At 41.0% G+C, this 17133-nt stretch carries 15 protein-coding genes and 1 tRNA gene; 5 read left to right on the forward strand and 11 right to left on the reverse strand.

All coding sequences use genetic code 11. The annotated features are described in order from the left end of the window. Positions 1-17 precede the first annotated feature (17 nt). The 7 genes from A3K93_RS11215 to rsmH are packed head-to-tail and all read right to left on the reverse strand — an operon-like array spanning position 18 to position 8026. Positions 18-821: a putative RNA methyltransferase gene (locus tag A3K93_RS11215; RefSeq protein ID WP_067731735.1), complete on the reverse strand. Its 804-nt coding sequence runs from the start codon at positions 819-821 to the stop codon at positions 18-20. Between the two features lie 57 nt (positions 822-878). After that, entirely contained in the window at positions 879-1997 is a 1119-nt protein-coding gene (gene mraY / locus A3K93_RS11220; protein WP_067731295.1) for a phospho-N-acetylmuramoyl-pentapeptide-transferase, read from the reverse strand. Next, positions 1998-3401: a UDP-N-acetylmuramoyl-tripeptide--D-alanyl-D-alanine ligase gene (locus A3K93_RS11225; protein ID WP_067731296.1), complete on the reverse strand. Its 1404-nt coding sequence runs from the start codon at positions 3399-3401 to the stop codon at positions 1998-2000. Between the two features lie 15 nt (positions 3402-3416). Next, on the reverse strand, positions 3417-4913 hold the full coding sequence (locus A3K93_RS11230; RefSeq protein ID WP_067731297.1) for a UDP-N-acetylmuramoyl-L-alanyl-D-glutamate--2,6-diaminopimelate ligase: 1497 nt from the start codon (positions 4911-4913) through the stop codon (positions 3417-3419). 13 nt (positions 4914-4926) lie between these two features. Beyond that, complete coding sequence (gene ftsI / locus A3K93_RS11235; protein WP_067731298.1) at positions 4927-6753, reverse strand: penicillin-binding protein PBP3; 1827 nt, start codon at positions 6751-6753, stop codon at positions 4927-4929. A 15-nt stretch (positions 6754-6768) separates the two neighbouring features. Beyond that, entirely contained in the window at positions 6769-7104 is a 336-nt protein-coding gene (gene ftsL, locus A3K93_RS11240) for a cell division protein FtsL (protein ID WP_067731299.1), read from the reverse strand. 10 nt (positions 7105-7114) lie between these two features. Next, a complete protein-coding gene (gene rsmH / locus A3K93_RS11245) occupies positions 7115-8026 on the reverse strand; it encodes a 16S rRNA (cytosine(1402)-N(4))-methyltransferase RsmH (protein WP_067731300.1) in 912 nt (303 codons plus the stop codon). Positions 8027-8315: 289 nt separating this feature from the next. On the opposite strand from rsmH, the gene A3K93_RS11250 reads away from it, so the two are divergent. Next, positions 8316-8654 (forward strand): hypothetical protein, encoded by a 339-nt coding sequence (locus A3K93_RS11250; protein ID WP_067731301.1) that lies wholly within the window; start codon positions 8316-8318, stop codon positions 8652-8654. 56 nt (positions 8655-8710) lie between these two features. Here the strand turns inward: A3K93_RS11250 and A3K93_RS14745 are convergent. The 3 genes from A3K93_RS14745 to A3K93_RS11270 all read right to left on the reverse strand — a co-directional run bounded on the left by A3K93_RS14745 (position 8711) and on the right by A3K93_RS11270 (position 12298). After that, positions 8711-9933 (reverse strand): IS3 family transposase gene (locus A3K93_RS14745; RefSeq protein WP_101494813.1). Its coding sequence is split into 2 segments (ribosomal slippage): positions 8711-9597 and positions 9597-9933, totalling 1224 coding nucleotides; the frame shifts between segments, so codons are not numbered across the junction. A gap of 95 nt (positions 9934-10028) precedes the next feature. Beyond that, a complete protein-coding gene (locus tag A3K93_RS11265) occupies positions 10029-11048 on the reverse strand; it encodes a sulfate ABC transporter substrate-binding protein (RefSeq protein ID WP_067731736.1) in 1020 nt (339 codons plus the stop codon). A gap of 248 nt (positions 11049-11296) precedes the next feature. Beyond that, positions 11297-12298, reverse strand: coding sequence for a sulfate ABC transporter substrate-binding protein (locus A3K93_RS11270; protein WP_067731302.1), 1002 nt, complete (start codon positions 12296-12298; stop codon positions 11297-11299). A gap of 389 nt (positions 12299-12687) precedes the next feature. Here A3K93_RS11270 and A3K93_RS11275 point away from each other — a divergent pair, with 389 nt between their 5' ends. The 4 genes from A3K93_RS11275 to A3K93_RS11290 all read left to right on the forward strand — a co-directional run bounded on the left by A3K93_RS11275 (position 12688) and on the right by A3K93_RS11290 (position 15285). Then, positions 12688-12990, forward strand: a complete 303-nt coding sequence (locus A3K93_RS11275; RefSeq protein ID WP_067731303.1) for a hypothetical protein — start codon at positions 12688-12690, stop codon at positions 12988-12990. A 115-nt stretch (positions 12991-13105) separates the two neighbouring features. Then, a complete protein-coding gene (gene gltX, locus A3K93_RS11280) occupies positions 13106-14614 on the forward strand; it encodes a glutamate--tRNA ligase (RefSeq protein WP_067731304.1) in 1509 nt (502 codons plus the stop codon). 91 nt (positions 14615-14705) lie between these two features. Next, positions 14706-14781 (forward strand) — tRNA-Glu (locus A3K93_RS11285). A 162-nt stretch (positions 14782-14943) separates the two neighbouring features. Continuing rightward, positions 14944-15285, forward strand: coding sequence for a hypothetical protein (locus A3K93_RS11290; protein ID WP_067731305.1), 342 nt, complete (start codon positions 14944-14946; stop codon positions 15283-15285). 64 nt (positions 15286-15349) lie between these two features. Here A3K93_RS11290 and ettA read toward each other — a convergent pair whose 3' ends face one another. Further along, entirely contained in the window at positions 15350-17011 is a 1662-nt protein-coding gene (gene ettA / locus A3K93_RS11295; protein ID WP_067731306.1) for an energy-dependent translational throttle protein EttA, read from the reverse strand. Between the last annotated feature and the right edge of the window lie 122 nt (positions 17012-17133).

The raw sequence follows: 17133 nt of genomic DNA on the forward strand, positions 1-17133 counted from the left end.
TTTTTATAACTATACGTTTATTTCTTTTGGAAGAGATAAATTTGATATTGTGCTTTCACTTCAAATTGATCCTGAGCTTCCAAGGCTTCGCGGCGCTCAGCTTTTACTTTATAAGCATATGGTGTCATTGCAATTAAGTTTTTCAAATCTTGCTGCGGCAATATCATCGGTGCATCGACCACCATCTCATCGACCAAATCAAAGCCCTCTGCCAATTGATCGACAAACTTATGCGGCTCATGCGGTTTTACTTCTTCAAATAAAGCCTCACGCATAGCATAAAGATGATCTGGTGCAGGTGTAACCACCATCAAATAACCTTCAGGTTTTAAAACACGCAAAATTTCTTGTTCTGGAATTGGGCTAAATAAACTCGTACATAGATCAATAGAGTGATCGAGCACGGGTAATGTCGCTCCAGTGGCAACCACCCAAGTGATTTCTTTATTCAGTTTAGCTGCCACTTGTACTGCATTTTTGGCAATATCAACGCCAACACATTGCAAAACTTCTGCTTGCATAGCATTGGTGTAATACCCCTCACCACAACCAATATCGAGTAAGTTTTCAATACGTAAATCACGAATTTTTTTAACGACAGCTTGCTGTAATGGCGCATAGTGACCTGCACTTAAAAATGCTCGACGCGCCTGCACAGACTCAGGGGTATCGCCTGGATTTTTACTGTGTTTATGCTGAACCACATGTAGGTTTACGTAGCCTTGCTTCGCAACGTCATAGCTATGCTGATTGTCACAGCGCCACGTGCGATCGTTCAATTTGAGCTGCTCACGACAAACAGGACACATCAGTAGGTTCATTGATTTATTCTCCAAAACAAAAAAGCCGGCATGCGCCGACTTTTTCAAATGCATTTCTTAGCGTAATTTTAAAGTCATTAGACCCAAAACTACCAGCATAATTGTAATAATCCAGAAACGAATCACGACTTGAGTTTCGCGCCAACCTTTCTTCTCGTAGTGATGATGCAGCGGTGCCATCAAGAACACGCGTTTATTGCGCATACGTAATGAACCGATCTGTAAGAATACAGAAATCGCTTCAACTAAGAATACACCAGCCATAATCGCAAATACGATTTCTTGACGAACCATCACCGCGATCGTACCGAGCATCGCACCGAGTGATAACGCACCAACATCACCCATAAACACTTGCGCAGGATGGGCATTAAACCAAAGGAATGCCAAGCCCGCACCAATCATCGCAGCACAGATCACTACAAGTTCAGATGAATATTTCACATACGGAATATGAAGATAATTGGCAAAGCGTACATCACCAGCAAGATAAGCAAATACACCTAAACCTGTTGCAACCAAAACGATTGGCATAATAGCCAAACCATCAAGACCATCGGTTAAGTTCACCGCATTCGATGCACCGTTAATCACGAAGTAAGTAAAGATAATAAAACCTATACCCAGCGGTACAACTGATAGTGGAATGCTATGATCTTTAAAGAATGGAATCAGTACATCCAGCATATTCGCTGTAACAACAGGATTAGTTTGCTGTTGTGCAATCACATACAATGCAATACCTGCACCCAATGAACCCACAGAGGTCCAAAAGAATTTTTTACGCGCAGGTAAACCGGCATTGTCTTTATAACGAATTTTGATCCAGTCATCTGCCCAACCGACCGCACCAAAGATCACCATCACCGCAAGCACAATCCACACATATGGATTGGATAAATCTGCCCAAAGTAAGGTTGAAATACCAATTGAAAGTAAAATTAATACACCACCCATAGTTGGTGTACCCATTTTTTTCGCATGGTTTTCAGGTGCAAATGAACTTACTGCTTGACCATATTTCAAGGCTTGTAGCTTGCGAATCATAATCGGACCAAGCACAAGACCAATGGTCAATGCAGTCAATACACTGAGCAATGAACGTAATGTTAAATAACGAACCACCTGAAACGTGCTGTCATAGCCCGCCAAATGTTCAAATAGCCATAACAGCATTTAAAGTTTCTCCATCAATGCAGCCATCAATGTTTCCATGTGGGTATAACGTGACCCTTTGAACAGGAACGACATCGGCTGAGGTTGATGTGTTTCAATCAAATTAATTAAAAATGGCAATGCCTGCTCTTGGTTTAAGAAGGCCTGCATTTTCTTACCATATTGGGTACTACGAGCGCCTTCTTGTGCTGCTGGTGCAAATTCACCGACAGCAACCACAAAGTTAAGCCCTTTCACCGAAACCAAATCACGACCGAGCTTATAATGCTCAATGGCGGCAGATGAACCTAATTCGCCAATATCCCCAGTCACCATGACACGGATGCCTTCTTGCTGTGCAAGTACATCAGCAGCAGCACGCATAGATGTTGGGTTGGCATTGTAGGTATCATCAATAAATAAATATTCTTTGTGCTTGATGAAATTCAAACGACCTTTAGCACCAACAGCATGCTCAAGACCAATAACAATATCATCAAGACCTACACCTATTGCCAAGGCAAATGCTGCAGCAGCCGTTGCATTTTGAACATTGTGCTCACCTGCAAACGGAAGTTGTACAGTTTTTATACCTTGTGGTGTATTTAATGTAAATGTTGCAGACTGTGATTGCAGTTCGATATTTGTAGCGAAGACTTCCCCACCCTCACCAAAACTCATTACTTGTTCAGTTTGAACAGCATTACGAATCTCTTGGGTAAAATCATCATGTGCTGGGACAATTGATATATCTGAAATATGAGAATAAATTTCAGACTTGGCGCGGCAGATACCATCGCGGCCACCAAACTCACCCATATGTGCAGTACCGATGTTTAAGATACCTGCCACATGCGGTTGAACTAAATTTGAGGTGTAATCGATTTCACCTTTATGGCTTGCACCAAGCTCCATGACAGCATATTGATGCTCATGACGAAGCTCCAATAACATCATTGGTACACCCAAATCGTTATTTAAGTTACCGCGTGTAATCAGTGTTGGCGCAATGCGAGACAGAATACTTCCCAGCATTTCTTTAGTGGTGGTTTTACCGCTACTTCCTGTTAAAGCAATCACTTTAAGCTGAGGATTTTGGCGACGACGATACGCGCCCAATGCACCTAAAGCCAATCGCGTGTCGGCAACAACGAGCTGACAAATATCGGCGTCAACAGGATGATCAACAATAGCAACCTGACAGCCATTGTCCGCAACTAGTTTAACGAAATCATGTGCATCAAAACGTTCGCCTTTCAACGCAAGGAAGGCATCGCCTGTTTCGGCATGACGTGAATCCGTTAAAATTCGCTTAATATCACCTTGAGGAACTCGGTCATTCAGCCAATAACCTTGAGTTGCTTGTTTTAATTGTTCTGCTGTCCATGGCTCTAAAGGCACTGTACTGGTGGTCGATGTATGCATAAATCAATGTCCTTATTATTGTGCTGGATAGGCTGAATCAGTTGTATGGTGCTGAGCATCAATTGCTGCCTGCACTTCAACTACATCGTCAAACCAATGACGGACACCATCAATTTCTTGATAATTTTCATGCCCTTTTCCTGCAATCACCACAATGTCACCCGATTTTGCATGTTCTACAGCAAATTTAATCGCTTCTCGACGGTCATGAATTTCGTGATAAGTTTTGCCTGAAAAATCGATTCCATTTTTCATATCGGCAAAAATTTGCTCAGGGTTTTCAGTCCGCGGATTATCGGACGTTAAAATTGCAATATCAGCACCATCTAATGCTGCTTGTGTCATCAGTGGACGTTTACCGCGATCGCGATCACCACCACAACCAAACACCGCCCACAGGTTTTGACTCACGTGACGTTTTAAGGTCACTAAAACTTGAGTCAATGCATCAGGGGTATGGGCATAATCGACCACAAATAAACGCTCGTCATCACGAATGACTTGCATACGACCCGGCGCACCTTTGAGTTTAGGTACTTCCGCAATCAATTGTGCTAAATCAAAACCAGCTTGTTCAGCCACAATCAGGCTTGCAACTAAGTTTTCAATATTGAAATGCCCGAGCAATGGACTGTGAACATTAAATGTCCCTTGCTTGGTCACCAACTTAAATTCAGCACCTGAAATGCGGTATTCAATCTCTGTAACTTGATAGTCCGCTGCTTGCGTTGTTGAGTAACTAAGAATTTTCGGCTGTGCGGGATTGTTTTTTGCCGCGTCCAGCATCACGTTCGCATGCGCGTCATCAATATTGATGACAGCCACTTTCAAGCTTTCAAACTGAAATAAACGAGATTTTGCTTCTGCATAGGCTTCTAGAGTCCCGTGATAATCCAAATGATCACGGCTTAAATTGCTGTATGCTGCAATTTCAATTTCACAACCATTCAGACGACCTTGCTCCAAGCCATGCGAACTGGCCTCAATCGAAGTAAACTCAGCACCTTGCTGTGCATACTCATGTAATGCATTTTGCAGCTGTAGTGCATCTAACGTCGTATGAGAAGAGGCCTCTAAATTCGGTAAAATTCCATTTCCTGTGGTGCCCATCACTGCACATGCTTTCGATTGCAGCATAATCAGTTCAGCCACTAAGCGTGAAATCGTGGTTTTACCATTGGTTCCCGTCACCGCCAAAATTCGAGCTGGCTGTACAGGCTGAGTCGCTTGTAAATACTGACGTTGCCACGTACCCATCAAATGACGTAAATCAGGTACAACCACGCTCGGCTCTACAGCTAAATCTTGTTCAGAAATGACCGCGAGCGCACCTTGTGCCAAAGCTTTACGCGCATAATCTGCGGTTTTTTCTGGTTGCGACAAACTGGTTAAGGCTATAAAAATTTGCCCTAATTTTACTTTTCGACTGTCCAGCTCAAAACCTTGAAAGGATTGGTTCATCCATTCGGCAGTCTCTTGAACGGCATAGATATCTTTAAATGTAATAGACATTGCTCACCTATTTTTACTGGACTTTGGGAGATTCTAAAGGTTTGTCCAATGGGACATTCAATAAACGTAATGATTCCTGCATCACACGTGCAAATACCGGTGCCGCTACTAAACCACCGTAATACGCGCCCGTTGGATTCTCTACCACAACAATCATGGCTATACGTGGATCACTTACAGGTGCAATGCCGGCAAATAAAGCACGATATTCACTTTGTGAATAACCTTTGCGGTCAGCACGAAGTTTATGCGCGGTACCAGTTTTACCTGCAACGCGGTAGCCTGGAATATTGGCTTGCTGCGCTGTACCACCTGGTAAAGTTACAGCTTCCATCATTAACAATACTTGTTGAGCAATCTTAGGATCGATCATTTGCTCACCTTTTGGCTGCTCTTCAAGTTTGTATAAACTGAGTGGTAATTTTACGCCTTTATTGGCAATCATGGCATAGGCATCTGCAATCTGTAACACAGTTGCATTCAAGCCATAACCATATGACATTGTTGCAACTTCAGATACGTTCCACTTGCTTGGCGGCAAGATCAAACCACTACTTTCACCCGGGAATTTAACGGCAGAGCGCTGACCAAATCCTAGACGTTTGTAGAAGGTCGGTAAGGTTTCATACGGTAAGGATAAAGCAATTTTAGCCACACCGACGTTGGATGATTTTTGAATAATCCCACCCAATGTCAATGGACCATAGTTATGCGTATCACGAATAGTATGATTGCCTACACGCATTGAACCTGGTGTGGTATTAATGACACTATTGGCATTGTATTTACCACTTTCGAGTGCCATCGCCACAGTCAATGGTTTCATGGTTGAACCCGGCTCAAAGGCATCAATCGCACCGCGGTTACGCATGGCATCTTTATTGCCCAAGCCTTTTTTATCATTTGGGTTATAAGATGGCCATGATGTCATTGCCAAGATTTCACCGGTTTTTACATCCACCGCAAGTGCTGTTGCCGAACGTGCATTATTCGCCACACCTGCCGCGGTTAATTCACGGTACATGATGTACTGCAAACGTGAGTCGATACTTAAGGTGATGTTCTCCCCTGCTTCGACTTCTTTAATTACTTCAGGGTCTTTAACACGGTTACCTTTTTTATCCCGGACAATTTGTTGCTCGCCATCTTCACCAGATAGGCGTTCATTGAGCTGCATTTCCAAGCCTTCAATCCCCATCCCTTCACTATTGGTCAAACCAATAATTTGTGAGTTGGGCTGCGGCTGTGGGTAGTAACGCTTATAAGTTTTTTCGGTATATACGCCTTGGAATTTACGCGCCATAATCATTTCCGCTTGTTGCGGTGGCACTTCTTTTTTCAAGATTAAATAACGTGAACGCGGCTTATCCTGCATCTTTTTACGCAGTTCAGCACGATCCATCCCAATAGCATCAGCCAATTCATCCAAGTTCAGATTTTTTTCAGGAAGCTGACGTTTTAACTTTTTACTGTTTGGCTCTTTCTGTAGTGCCAACATGGTTTCGTCATAGAGTTTTTTATTATCGAAATAATCACGTGGATCCATGACCAACTTCATAATCGGTGTACTAATCGCGAGTGGTACACCATTTCGATCATAAATCACGCCGCGCATGGCTTTGATTTTATCGGTTCTTAAAATATTGGCATTGGCTTTATTCTGTAAAAAGTCTTTATTGATAACTTGCACATAAAAAGCACGCCCCACCAATGCAATAAAGCACAGTAGAACCACCGCCCACATGATGTAAAAACGGGTCATGTCGACATTTAAGGCATTTTTATTGGTCACAGATTGCTGTTTTTTACGCGTCGTCTGCTTAGTTTTCTTATCTACCATGTTGAAACATTAGCCTTATTTTTTAGCATCATCTGAAGTTTGAGGTAAAGACACCACTACGGTTTGCGAAATTGGCGGTGAATACATGCGTAGTTGTGTCACAGCACGCGTACCAATTTGAGCGGTTGCCCCAAAGGTTTGTTGCTCAATCAGCAAACGCCCCCATTCGGCATTTAAATCGTCTCGTTCGCGCATATACGTGCTGAGCTTTCGATAATCTTGACGATATTCAAAAACCTGGAACACCACAAAAATTGCACTCACAAATACCATTAACAATAAGATGGCATAAGTGATACTTTTTTTAAGCCGCAATTTGTCCGTTTTTTTGTCGACCACTTCAGTTTTCATTATGTGCCTATTAAGCCAATCGTTCCGCAACTCGAAGCCAAGCACTACGTGAACGTGGATTTGCTTTAACTTCTTCTTCGCTTGCTTTCACACGGGATACTTTCTTTAAGCGTCGTGTATCCTTCTGTTGCTGTGGCATTCCCCAGCTTAAATCTTCTTCCAATGTCGATTCTTTCTGGATAAATTGCTTAATCAAGCGATCTTCCAATGAATGGAAGCTGATCACTGCCAAGCGTGCCTCAGGCTTTAATACCTCAACTGCTTGAGGTAGAAAGATTTCAATATCTTCTAATTCTTTATTAATAGCAATACGAATTGCTTGGAAAGTACGTGTTGCCGCATGTTTATTTTTTTCCCATTTTGGATGGGCAACTTTCACAATTTCAGCCAGTTGTGCAGTGGTTTCAATGTAACCTGCGGCTTTAATGGCTTTGGCAATACGGCGGCTATAACGTTCTTCACCATATTGATAGATCACATTGGCAAGGGCTTCTTCTTCAATATCGACCAACCATTCTGCTGCCGTTGGACCTTGAGAATTATCCATACGCATGTCCAAAGGACCATCTTTCATAAAACTAAAACCACGTTCAGCCTGATCCAGCTGCGGAGATGACACACCTAAATCCGCCATTACGCCATCAACCAATTCAACGCCACGCGCATGTAATTCTTGTTTAATGTCAGCAAAACTGGCATGAATGATTTTAAAACGTGAATCTTCTTGTTCTAATTGAGCTGCAACTTCTAAGGCTTGTGGGTCTTTATCAAAGGCATAAACACGTGCATTTTCATCTAAACGAGAGAGTAATTCACGGGTATGGCCACCACGTCCAAAAGTGCCGTCCACATACACTCCTGTATTGCGACCTGCCAATAAGGCATCAACCGTTTCATGAAGTAATACAGAAATATGTGACATAGAGACTCAATCAAAGGGGCTGAAAATTTAACTGCACATTATCACTCTGTTTCAACAAAGCTCCAAACGACTTTTTGTAGATATATATTATTTTCTATAGAGAAAACCGTTTTTTGTTCGTTCTATCAAATCTATAATCGCATTTCTAACAGTTTTCAGAATTTCACTTCGGCTCACTCGCCTAAAATTGCAATTATCGACAAAAACACAGGGCTTCTTTTTTTCTTGTTATCATCCTCTTGATTGTTTCATCTTTTTATATTTCTCCCATTTTAAGCTGAGCTTTACCATGAAAAAACCCGTATTGTGGATTTTGGCAGCTGCTCTTATGACGCTTTTAATCGGCTATCAGATGTTATATCCGAATGCTGAGTTAAGAGCAAAACATCAAGCGACACTGTGTAATGTTGTCCGTTTAAGTCCTGAATTAAATACCAAAGCTGAACTTTTACAGCGGTTGAATTTTATTTATGACAATAGCACACCGACTTATGCCTATTATCATCCGAAATTTTATCGCGTTTATAGCCAATATTTGATTCAGCAGTTTCTCGCTTTAAGCCCAGAACAACAGCACATCGCTCGACAAGATTTTGAACAATGCCGTCAAATGATTGATCGTGACTAAGTCATATAGCCTGTCTTGTCCTGAAATAGATTGACAGTATTCCACTTCAAACCGAGTTAAGCAATTAGCTCGGTTTTTGTTTGCTCATACATCTGATTCGGGGTGTTCATATTTAAACTTAAATGCGGTCTATAACAATTGTAAATCATGATAGATTCCGCAATTAAGTGATCTAACTCCTTCATGGTTTGACATCGCGTGGTTAAAAACTCCTGCTTTAATATTCCATTAATTCGCTCTGCTAATGCATTCTGATAACAGTCCTTGCCATCTGTCATGGAAGGACATATCCCATAATGGCGCAATGCCGATTGATATAGCTCAGAGCAATATTGAGCACCTCTATCTGAATGATGAATCATCCTAGTCGCTCGATCTGTCGCTTGCTGCATCGCCATATGTAGAGCCTGCACAACATTCTCCGCACGCATATCATTCGATAACTTATAACCTTTAATCTGTCGGGTATAAGCATCTGTCACCAAGGATAAATAATGCACACCTTCAGCACTCTCAACATAGGTAATATCACTAACAAAGACTTCATTGGCTTGCACTGCTGAATAATCCTTTAATAAATTTGGATGCTTCTTCATCCAATGCTTGCTATCCGTAGTTTTTGTATAGCAACGCTTAGGGCGAATCAATAAGTTATTTTCTTTCAATATTTTAAATAACTGATCCCGTCCACACTTTAAACCACGTTGCAACAATTTGCCTTTAATAAGCCAATACAGCTTACGTGTTCCGATACTTGGCATGAGACAGCGATATTCCATAACCAACTCAAGTATTTGTTCAGTTGCTTGTGCAGTCATTTGAGCACGTTTTTCTGCTTGATAATAAGCTTGTCGGGTGATTCCCAACCACTGACAATAACGTGAAACGCTTAGTCTTCTTTGGCTTTGCCAATCTTTGAAACGTGCTCGGTATACTTTTTTCCAAGATCAGTCCCACATTCTTTATCAATGTGATAAATCACATCCTGAATAAATTCAGTTTTAAGCTTTTCTGCGGCTAACTGCTTTTCTAATTGGCGGATTCGTTGTTGGGGTGTCAATTGGCGTTTAGAAGAAGTCGGCATATTCGAAGTCCAGTCCTGTTGTCCGTGCTTGCGTAACCATACCAGCACAGTTGATCTTCCTTGAATACCATATTTTGCCTGAGCTTGCTTATAAGTAATTTGCCCTTTTTCTACTTCATGTACCACCATCATTTTAAAGGCAAAGCTATAGTCACGTTGTGTACGTTTAACTCGTTGTTCTCGTTTATGTTCCATAAAATAAGTCTCTTAAGGTGTAAACTTATTTCAGGACGGGACAGCCTACAAAATAAAAAAGCCCGCTTAAATGCGGGCTTTTTATAAGCTTAATCTTAACGTTTGCTGTTATAGATTTGATCGAAGATCGCACCATTTACGAAGTGAGTTTTCTGTGCATTTGCCCAACCACCAAATACTTCATCAATCGTAAATGTTTTGATTTTCGGGAACTGTGCAGAATATTTCGCAAGTGCTTTGGCATTACGTGGACGATAGAAATGTTTTGCAGCCATTTCCTGACCAAGTGGTGAATATAGATAGTTGATATAGCCTTTTGCTAGCCACTTATTACCATTTTTCTCAACAGTTTTATCTACAATCGCAACCGAAGGTTCTGTCAAAATTGAAATAGATGGATAAACAATTTCAAATTTGTTTTTACCCAAGGCTTTTTGTGTCACAAGGGCTTCATTTTCCCATGTTAACAATACATCACCAATGCCGCGCTCAGCGAAGGTAGTCATAGAAGCACGTGCAGCAGAGTCCATCACTTTCACGTTTTTGTACATCTTGCCGACAAATTCTTGTGCTTTTGCCTTATTACCACCTGGTTGTTTCTCTGCATAACCCCAAGCTGATAAATATACCCAACGAGGTAAACCACCTGTTTTAGGGTTTGGTGTAATAATTTCTACACCCGGCTTAACCAAGTCATTCCAGTCTTTGATGTGTTTTGGGTTGCCTTTACGCACCATCATAACCACTGTAGATGTATATGGTGCTGAGTTATGCGGAAACTCTTTTTGCCAACCTGAATTGATTTGTCCTGAACGCACAATCTCTTCAATATCATTGGCCAACGCCAAGGTCACCACGTCACCTTTTAAACCATCCACAACAGAACGTGCTTGTTTGCCTGAACCACCGTGTGATTGTTTAAAGTTCACATCAATACCTGTGCGGCTCTTCCAATAAGCACCAAATGACTTATTGAACTCGTCATAGAATTCACGTGTTGCATCATAAGATACGTTAAGGAATTCACGGTCTGCAGCGTGTGTCGCAGTTGTTGTCACTGCAAAACCAGCAACCAACAACACTGAACTGAAAATAGATTTTAATTGAGTCTTCATGAGATCAAAATACATATATAGATTACATATAACTATATGAAATAAAATCACAAATCGCAATTCACCGTAATTGATAAAAACTAAATAAAATCAAACTATTTTTTGTTTTAATTTAACGCCTTATATCACAAAAAGTTCTAAAGAAAGCCTTTCTTATCAAGTTATAGCTTTTTATTCTTTAGATATGAAAAAAACGGATAAGAGACCTCTTATCCGTTTTAATTTAACCCAAACTTTTATTTTTTAGCTTAGCGATTTTCTGCTGCAATTTGATCGTAGATTGCACCGTTCACAAAATGTGTTTTCTGTGCCTTTGCCCAACCCCCAAAAACTTTATCAATGGTAAAGGTTTGGATTTTAGGGAACTGCGCTGAATATTTTGCAGCTGCTTTACTATCACGTGGTCGGAAGTAGTATTTTGCTGCTAACTCCTGCCCCTTCGGTGAATATAAATAGTTTAAATAGCCTTTGGCCAAATTGCGGTTTCCATTTTTATCAACAATCTTATCAACGATCGCAACCGATGGCTCTGCAAGAATTGAAATCGATGGATACACAATTTCAAACTTTTCTTTACCCAAACCTTGCGTCGCAAGCAGTGCTTCATTTTCCCAAGACAACAGCACATCGCCAATACCACGCTCAGCAAAAGTGGTTAAAGAGCCGCGTGCGCCTGAATCAAGTACTTTGACATTGCCGTATAATTTTTTAACCAGTTCTTTGGCTTTGGCATCATTACCACCCGGTTGTTTCAGTGCATAACCCCATGCTGATAAATAAATCCAACGCGGTGCGCCACCAGTTTTTGGATTTGGTGTAATGATTTCAACACCTGGCTTGGTCAGATCATTCCAATCTTTAATTTTCTTTGGATTACCCTTACGCACAAGGAATACGATAGTTGAAGTATAGGGTGCTGAGTTACTCGGAAATTCTTTTTGCCAACCTTTCTGAATCAGGCCTGCAGCTACGATTTCTTCAATATCATTTGCCAATGCCAAGGTCACGACATCTGCTTGTAAACCATCTACTACTGATCGTGCTTGCTTACCTGAGCCGCCATGTGATTGCTTAAAATTAACCGTTTGTCCGGTTTTTTGTTTCCAGAATTTTCCAAACTCTTCGTTATATTCTTGATAAAATTCACGTGTTGGATCGTAAGAAACATTTAAAAAGTCTTTTGCGAACAGTTGCTGTGTAGCTGCTTCACTAAGCAGCAATAATGCTGCTGATGCAATTATTTTTTTCATTTGAAATACTCTGTGTGTAATTATTGAGCAATATATAAATAAAAAAATTATTTCACAATCAGTCCTTTATATGAATAAATCCAATCTATTTCTGATTTAGAGATATTCAAGCAATCAGGCGATTTAGCATTTTTTTCCATAAGTTAAGCGATATAAATTTTTATTTTTTTCTTTAAATTCACGCTATCTTCATAGTTGTTTGTTACAAAGGTGACAATTATGGAAAAACTTGCAAAGTTAAGTGAATTCCTTCAACGATATTTTACTTTTTTGTAATTTTTGTGACGTAGTTCTACTTTTTTTAAAGTGAATTGTGATTAAATTGTAGTCATATTAAAAACACGTTCACAAAAATTAATCCAAATCAGATACAAGGGGGACGTTTAGAAATGAAACTTACAGTGTTCACGACAAGCATCCTAAGTCTTTTTCTTCTTTTAACTTCACAATTGGGTTATGCCGTTGTGGTGAAAGAAAATATGGTGAAGCAACCGATGAGTACATTGGCGGCTAAGTCTTCTCCAATTGAAAAAGCGTTACAACAACAAAATGCTGAAAAACGTTTACAGTCAGAAGATAATCTGAAAATGCTCACAGCATTAAAAGTTGCTCCTGCACAAAGTTTCCTGGCAGAACAAAATTTACGTTTCAGCCGTTTATTGCAAACTCTATTTGCATCTTCAAGTTCTTAAATCTGTTCTAACTACCTAACTTTTACGCCTCATCATTCAATGTGAATTAAGCATTAAGTGATGAGGCTTTTTCGTTATAATAGTCCCTAATTTACATTCTGATTAATAGCTGATTATGACTGTTCGTACCCGTATTGCGCCCTCTCCTACAGGCTTTCCTCATGTAGGAACTGCCTATATCGCTTTGTTTAACCTATGCTTTGCAAAACAACATGGCGGTGAATTCATTCTTCGTATTGAAGATACAGACCAATTACGTTCTACACCTGAATCTGAAAAAATGATTTTAGATTCGCTTCGTTGGTTAGGTCTAAACTGGTCAGAGGGTCCAGACGTGGGTGGTCCACATGCACCTTATCGCCAATCTGAACGTATGGACATTTATAAAAAATATGCGTTGGAACTGGTTGAAAAAGGTCATGCATTCTATTGCTTCGCAACTGCAGAAGAATTGGATCAAATGCGTGCTGAACAGCAAGCACGTGGCGAAACACCACGTTACGATGGTCGTGGTCTAAAACATACGCCTGAAGAAGTGGCACGTCGTTTAGCTGCGGGCGAACCACACGTGATTCGTATGAAAGTGCCTGAGGAAGGCATCTGTAAATTTAACGATTTGCTCCGTGGTGAAGTTGAAATTCCATGGGCACAAGTCGACATGCAAATTTTGCTTAAAACTGACGGTCTGCCAACTTATCATTTGGCGAACGTGGTCGATGACCATTTAATGGAAATCACCCATGTCATCCGAGGTGAAGAATGGATTCCATCTGCACCAAAACACCAATTACTTTATAAATACTTTGGTTGGGACATGCCGGTACTGTGCCACATGCCACTTTTACGTAACCCAGATAAATCAAAACTGTCTAAACGTAAAAACCCAACTTCAATTAACTACTACAAAGACATCGGTGTTTTACCTGAAGCCTTGTTGAACTACTTGGGCCGTATGGGTTGGTCTATGCCGGATGAACGTGAAAAATTCACTTTGGCTGAAATGATCGAAAATTTCGACATCAAGCGCGTATCTTTAGGTGGTCCAATCTTTGATGTGGAAAAACTGAATTGGCTCAATGGTCAATGGATTAAAGGTTTAACCCCAGGTCAATTGCTTGATACTTTACTTGCTTGGAAATCTGACCGTAATACGCTTGAAGAAATCGCTACTGCGATTCAACCCCGTATTAACTTATTGTCAGAAGCTGTGAATTGGGCAGGTTTCTATTTCAATCAGTTCCCGAATATCAGCAAAGAACAGTTTGAAAGCAAGAAATTGACCGAAGAACAAGTGCGTCAAAGCCTGCAGTTTGCCATTTGGCGTTTAGAAAGCATGTTCACATGGAATAATGACACCGTAAGCCAAACCTTGATGGATTTGGCAAACCAAATGGGCATTAAACTACGTGACTTTATGCCAACCTTCTTTATTGCCATTGCAGGTTCAACGTCTTCTACCCCTGTGATGCAATCGATGGTGACCATTGGTCCTGATTTGACCTTTGCCCGTTTACGTCATGCGCTTGAAATTGTCGGCGCACCGAGCAAAAAAGAAACAAAAGCATGGGAAAAACTCAATGAAAGCTTAAAATTGCCGAAAAATGACGCAGTTGATGAAGCTTAATTGATTTTAGTGTTGACGCATGGGCGTTATATCCCTAATATAGCGCCCATACAGAGATACAGCGTTAAACACTGATTCTGTTGCCTCACTTGTCCCTATCGTCTAGAGGCCTAGGACATCGCCCTTTCACGGCGGTAACCGGGGTTCGAATCCCCGTAGGGACGCCATATTCAAGATGGTCAAACATCTTAATAAAAAACCCAAGCATTACGACTTGGGTTTTTTATTGCCTAAAATTTCTTATACAATGATTTACCTGTGTTTTTGGCTTTCAGAGCGTTTCTTGATTACAATAACAAAATCTAATCTAAGAAATATTCGGAGCCGCAATGCAATATCGTTGCCCTCAATGTCAAAGTCCTAAAATCATGCCGGTTGCACAACCAGGACAACCTGCAGCACGTCCTGTCGTGCCAAAAAGCCTTGTATTTTTAGTGCCTGCCCTATTTGTATTATTGCTGCTTGTCATCATTAGTATTGCGATGTGGATTTTCGGTGATGGTGCCGGTTCGACCCTACAAACAGCGACTGTGATTGTCTTTATCATGACCTTAATCTCAGGCTTTATGTTCTATAAAGATTTGCCTGATTTTAAAATTTCGATGCAAGCCTTTATGCAATCGCAAAAGAAATGGAAATGTCGTGAATGTAATCACGAATGGGAAATTTAATTTTCTTTAAAAAAATAAAAAACCAGCTCGAAAGCTGGTTTTTTTATTTCAAATTTGGCAGGAATTAACCACCAATTTTGCGATATTTTTGACGCTTGGTAATCAAGTCATCACCATCGCGTTTACGACGAAATTCTTCAAACTCAGCATAGTTACCGGTGAAGAATTCAGGTGTTTCACCTTCGAATGACAAGATATGCGTTGCAATACGGTCAAGGAACCAACGGTCATGCGAGATCACCATGACTGTACCTGGGAAGACAAGAATTGCATCTTCAAGCGCACGTAAAGTTTCGATATCCAAGTCGTTAGATGGTTCATCGAGTAAGATTACGTTTGCACCCATTTGCAAGATTTTTGCAAGTTGAAGACGGTTACGCTCACCACCTGACAATTGACCTACACGTTTTTGCTGATCTTGGCCTTTAAAGTTAAAGCGACCAATATACGCACGTGATGCAATTTCGTATTCACCAATACGTAAGATGTCTAAACCGCCAGAAACTTCTTCCCAAACAGTTTTGTTGTCATCTAGCGTGTCACGAATCTGACCGACGTAAGCTACTTTAACAGACTCACCAAGCGTTACAGTACCAGTATCCGGCTGTAACTCACCTGTCATCATACGGAAGAGTGTAGTTTTACCCGCACCGTTCTCACCCACGATACCGACGATCGCACATGGTGGCACAACAAATGATAAATCTTTATATAATAATTTATCACCAAACGATTTGCTGATGCCTTCAACTTCAACCACCTTATTACCCAAACGTGGACCAGGTGGAATATAAATTTCAGAGGTTTCATTACGTTGTTGGAATTCACGCGAGTTCAACTCTTCGAAACGTTCCATACGTGCTTTGTTTTTCTTTTGCTGACCTTTGGCATTTGAACGAACCCATTCAAGTTCTTTTTTCAATGCCTTCGCAAAAGATTCTTCTTGTTTCTGTTCTTGCTCTAGACGCGCGTTCTTTTGCTCCAACCAAGAAGAATAGTTACCTTGGTAAGGAATACCATGGCCACGGTCAAGTTCAAGAATCCATTCCGCAACGTTATCAAGGAAGTAACGGTCATGGGTAATCGCAACGATGGTACCAGAGAAGTCTTTTAAGAAACGTTCTAACCATGCTACAGATGAAGCATCCAAATGGTTGGTCGGTTCGTCAAGAAGCAACATATCTGGTTTAGACAACAATAGACGGCATAAAGCAACACGACGGCGTTCACCACCTGAAAGCTTAGTTACATCTGCATCCCATGCAGGCAGGTTCAAGGCAGCTGCAGCTTGATCCATTTGGTTGACAATATTATGTGCATCCCAAGCATGGATAATTGCTTCTAATTTTTCTTGCTCTTTTGCAAGTGCATCGAAGTCAGCATCTTCAGCAGCATATTCAGCGAATACTTCATCAAGACGTGCTAAAGCATCAAGTGGTTCACGTAAACCATCTTCAACGTTACCACGCACGTCTTTATTTGGATCAAGCGGTGGCTCTTGCTCGAGGTAACCGATTTTGATACCTGGTTGAGCACGCGCTTCACCAGAGAAATCTTTATCTACGCCCGCCATAATACGAAGCAAAGTAGATTTACCCGCACCGTTTAGACCAAGCACACCAATTTTTGCGCCTGGGAAAAATGATAAGGAGATATCTTTCAGGATTTCGCGCTTCGGCGGCACCATCTTAGATACTCGGTTCATCGTATAAATATATTGGGCCACGTAGGACTCCTCAATTGAAAAACCAAATGGGGGTGAAACTCATACCCCTGCTCAAAAAAGAGCGAAAAAATAATCAGCTATTATACGCAGAAAGTACCGAAAACATAAGCTATTCCCGTCAT

The organism is Acinetobacter sp. NCu2D-2, from assembly GCF_001647675.1.
Classification (GTDB): Bacteria; Pseudomonadota; Gammaproteobacteria; order Pseudomonadales; family Moraxellaceae; genus Acinetobacter.

Excerpts from the sequence above, each read along its gene's own strand:
- A3K93_RS11250 (WP_067731301.1), top strand. The coding sequence starts at position 8,316 with ATGAAAAAACCCGTATTGTGGATTTTGGCAGCTGCTCTTATGACGCTT.
- rsmH (WP_067731300.1), bottom strand. The coding sequence starts at position 8,026 with ATGTCACATATTTCTGTATTACTTCATGAAACGGTTGATGCCTTATTG.
- mraY (WP_067731295.1), bottom strand. The coding sequence starts at position 1,997 with ATGCTGTTATGGCTATTTGAACATTTGGCGGGCTATGACAGCACGTTT.
- A3K93_RS11225 (WP_067731296.1), bottom strand. The coding sequence starts at position 3,401 with ATGCATACATCGACCACCAGTACAGTGCCTTTAGAGCCATGGACAGCA.
- ftsI (WP_067731298.1), bottom strand. The coding sequence starts at position 6,753 with ATGGTAGATAAGAAAACTAAGCAGACGACGCGTAAAAAACAGCAATCT.
- A3K93_RS11230 (WP_067731297.1), bottom strand. The coding sequence starts at position 4,913 with ATGTCTATTACATTTAAAGATATCTATGCCGTTCAAGAGACTGCCGAA.
- A3K93_RS11270 (WP_067731302.1), bottom strand. The coding sequence starts at position 12,298 with ATGAAAAAAATAATTGCATCAGCAGCATTATTGCTGCTTAGTGAAGCA.
- A3K93_RS11265 (WP_067731736.1), bottom strand. The coding sequence starts at position 11,048 with ATGAAGACTCAATTAAAATCTATTTTCAGTTCAGTGTTGTTGGTTGCT.
- ftsL (WP_067731299.1), bottom strand. The coding sequence starts at position 7,104 with ATGAAAACTGAAGTGGTCGACAAAAAAACGGACAAATTGCGGCTTAAA.
- A3K93_RS11275 (WP_067731303.1), top strand. The coding sequence starts at position 12,688 with ATGAAACTTACAGTGTTCACGACAAGCATCCTAAGTCTTTTTCTTCTT.
- A3K93_RS11290 (WP_067731305.1), top strand. The coding sequence starts at position 14,944 with ATGCAATATCGTTGCCCTCAATGTCAAAGTCCTAAAATCATGCCGGTT.
- A3K93_RS11215 (WP_067731735.1), bottom strand. The coding sequence starts at position 821 with ATGAACCTACTGATGTGTCCTGTTTGTCGTGAGCAGCTCAAATTGAAC.
- gltX (WP_067731304.1), top strand. The coding sequence starts at position 13,106 with ATGACTGTTCGTACCCGTATTGCGCCCTCTCCTACAGGCTTTCCTCAT.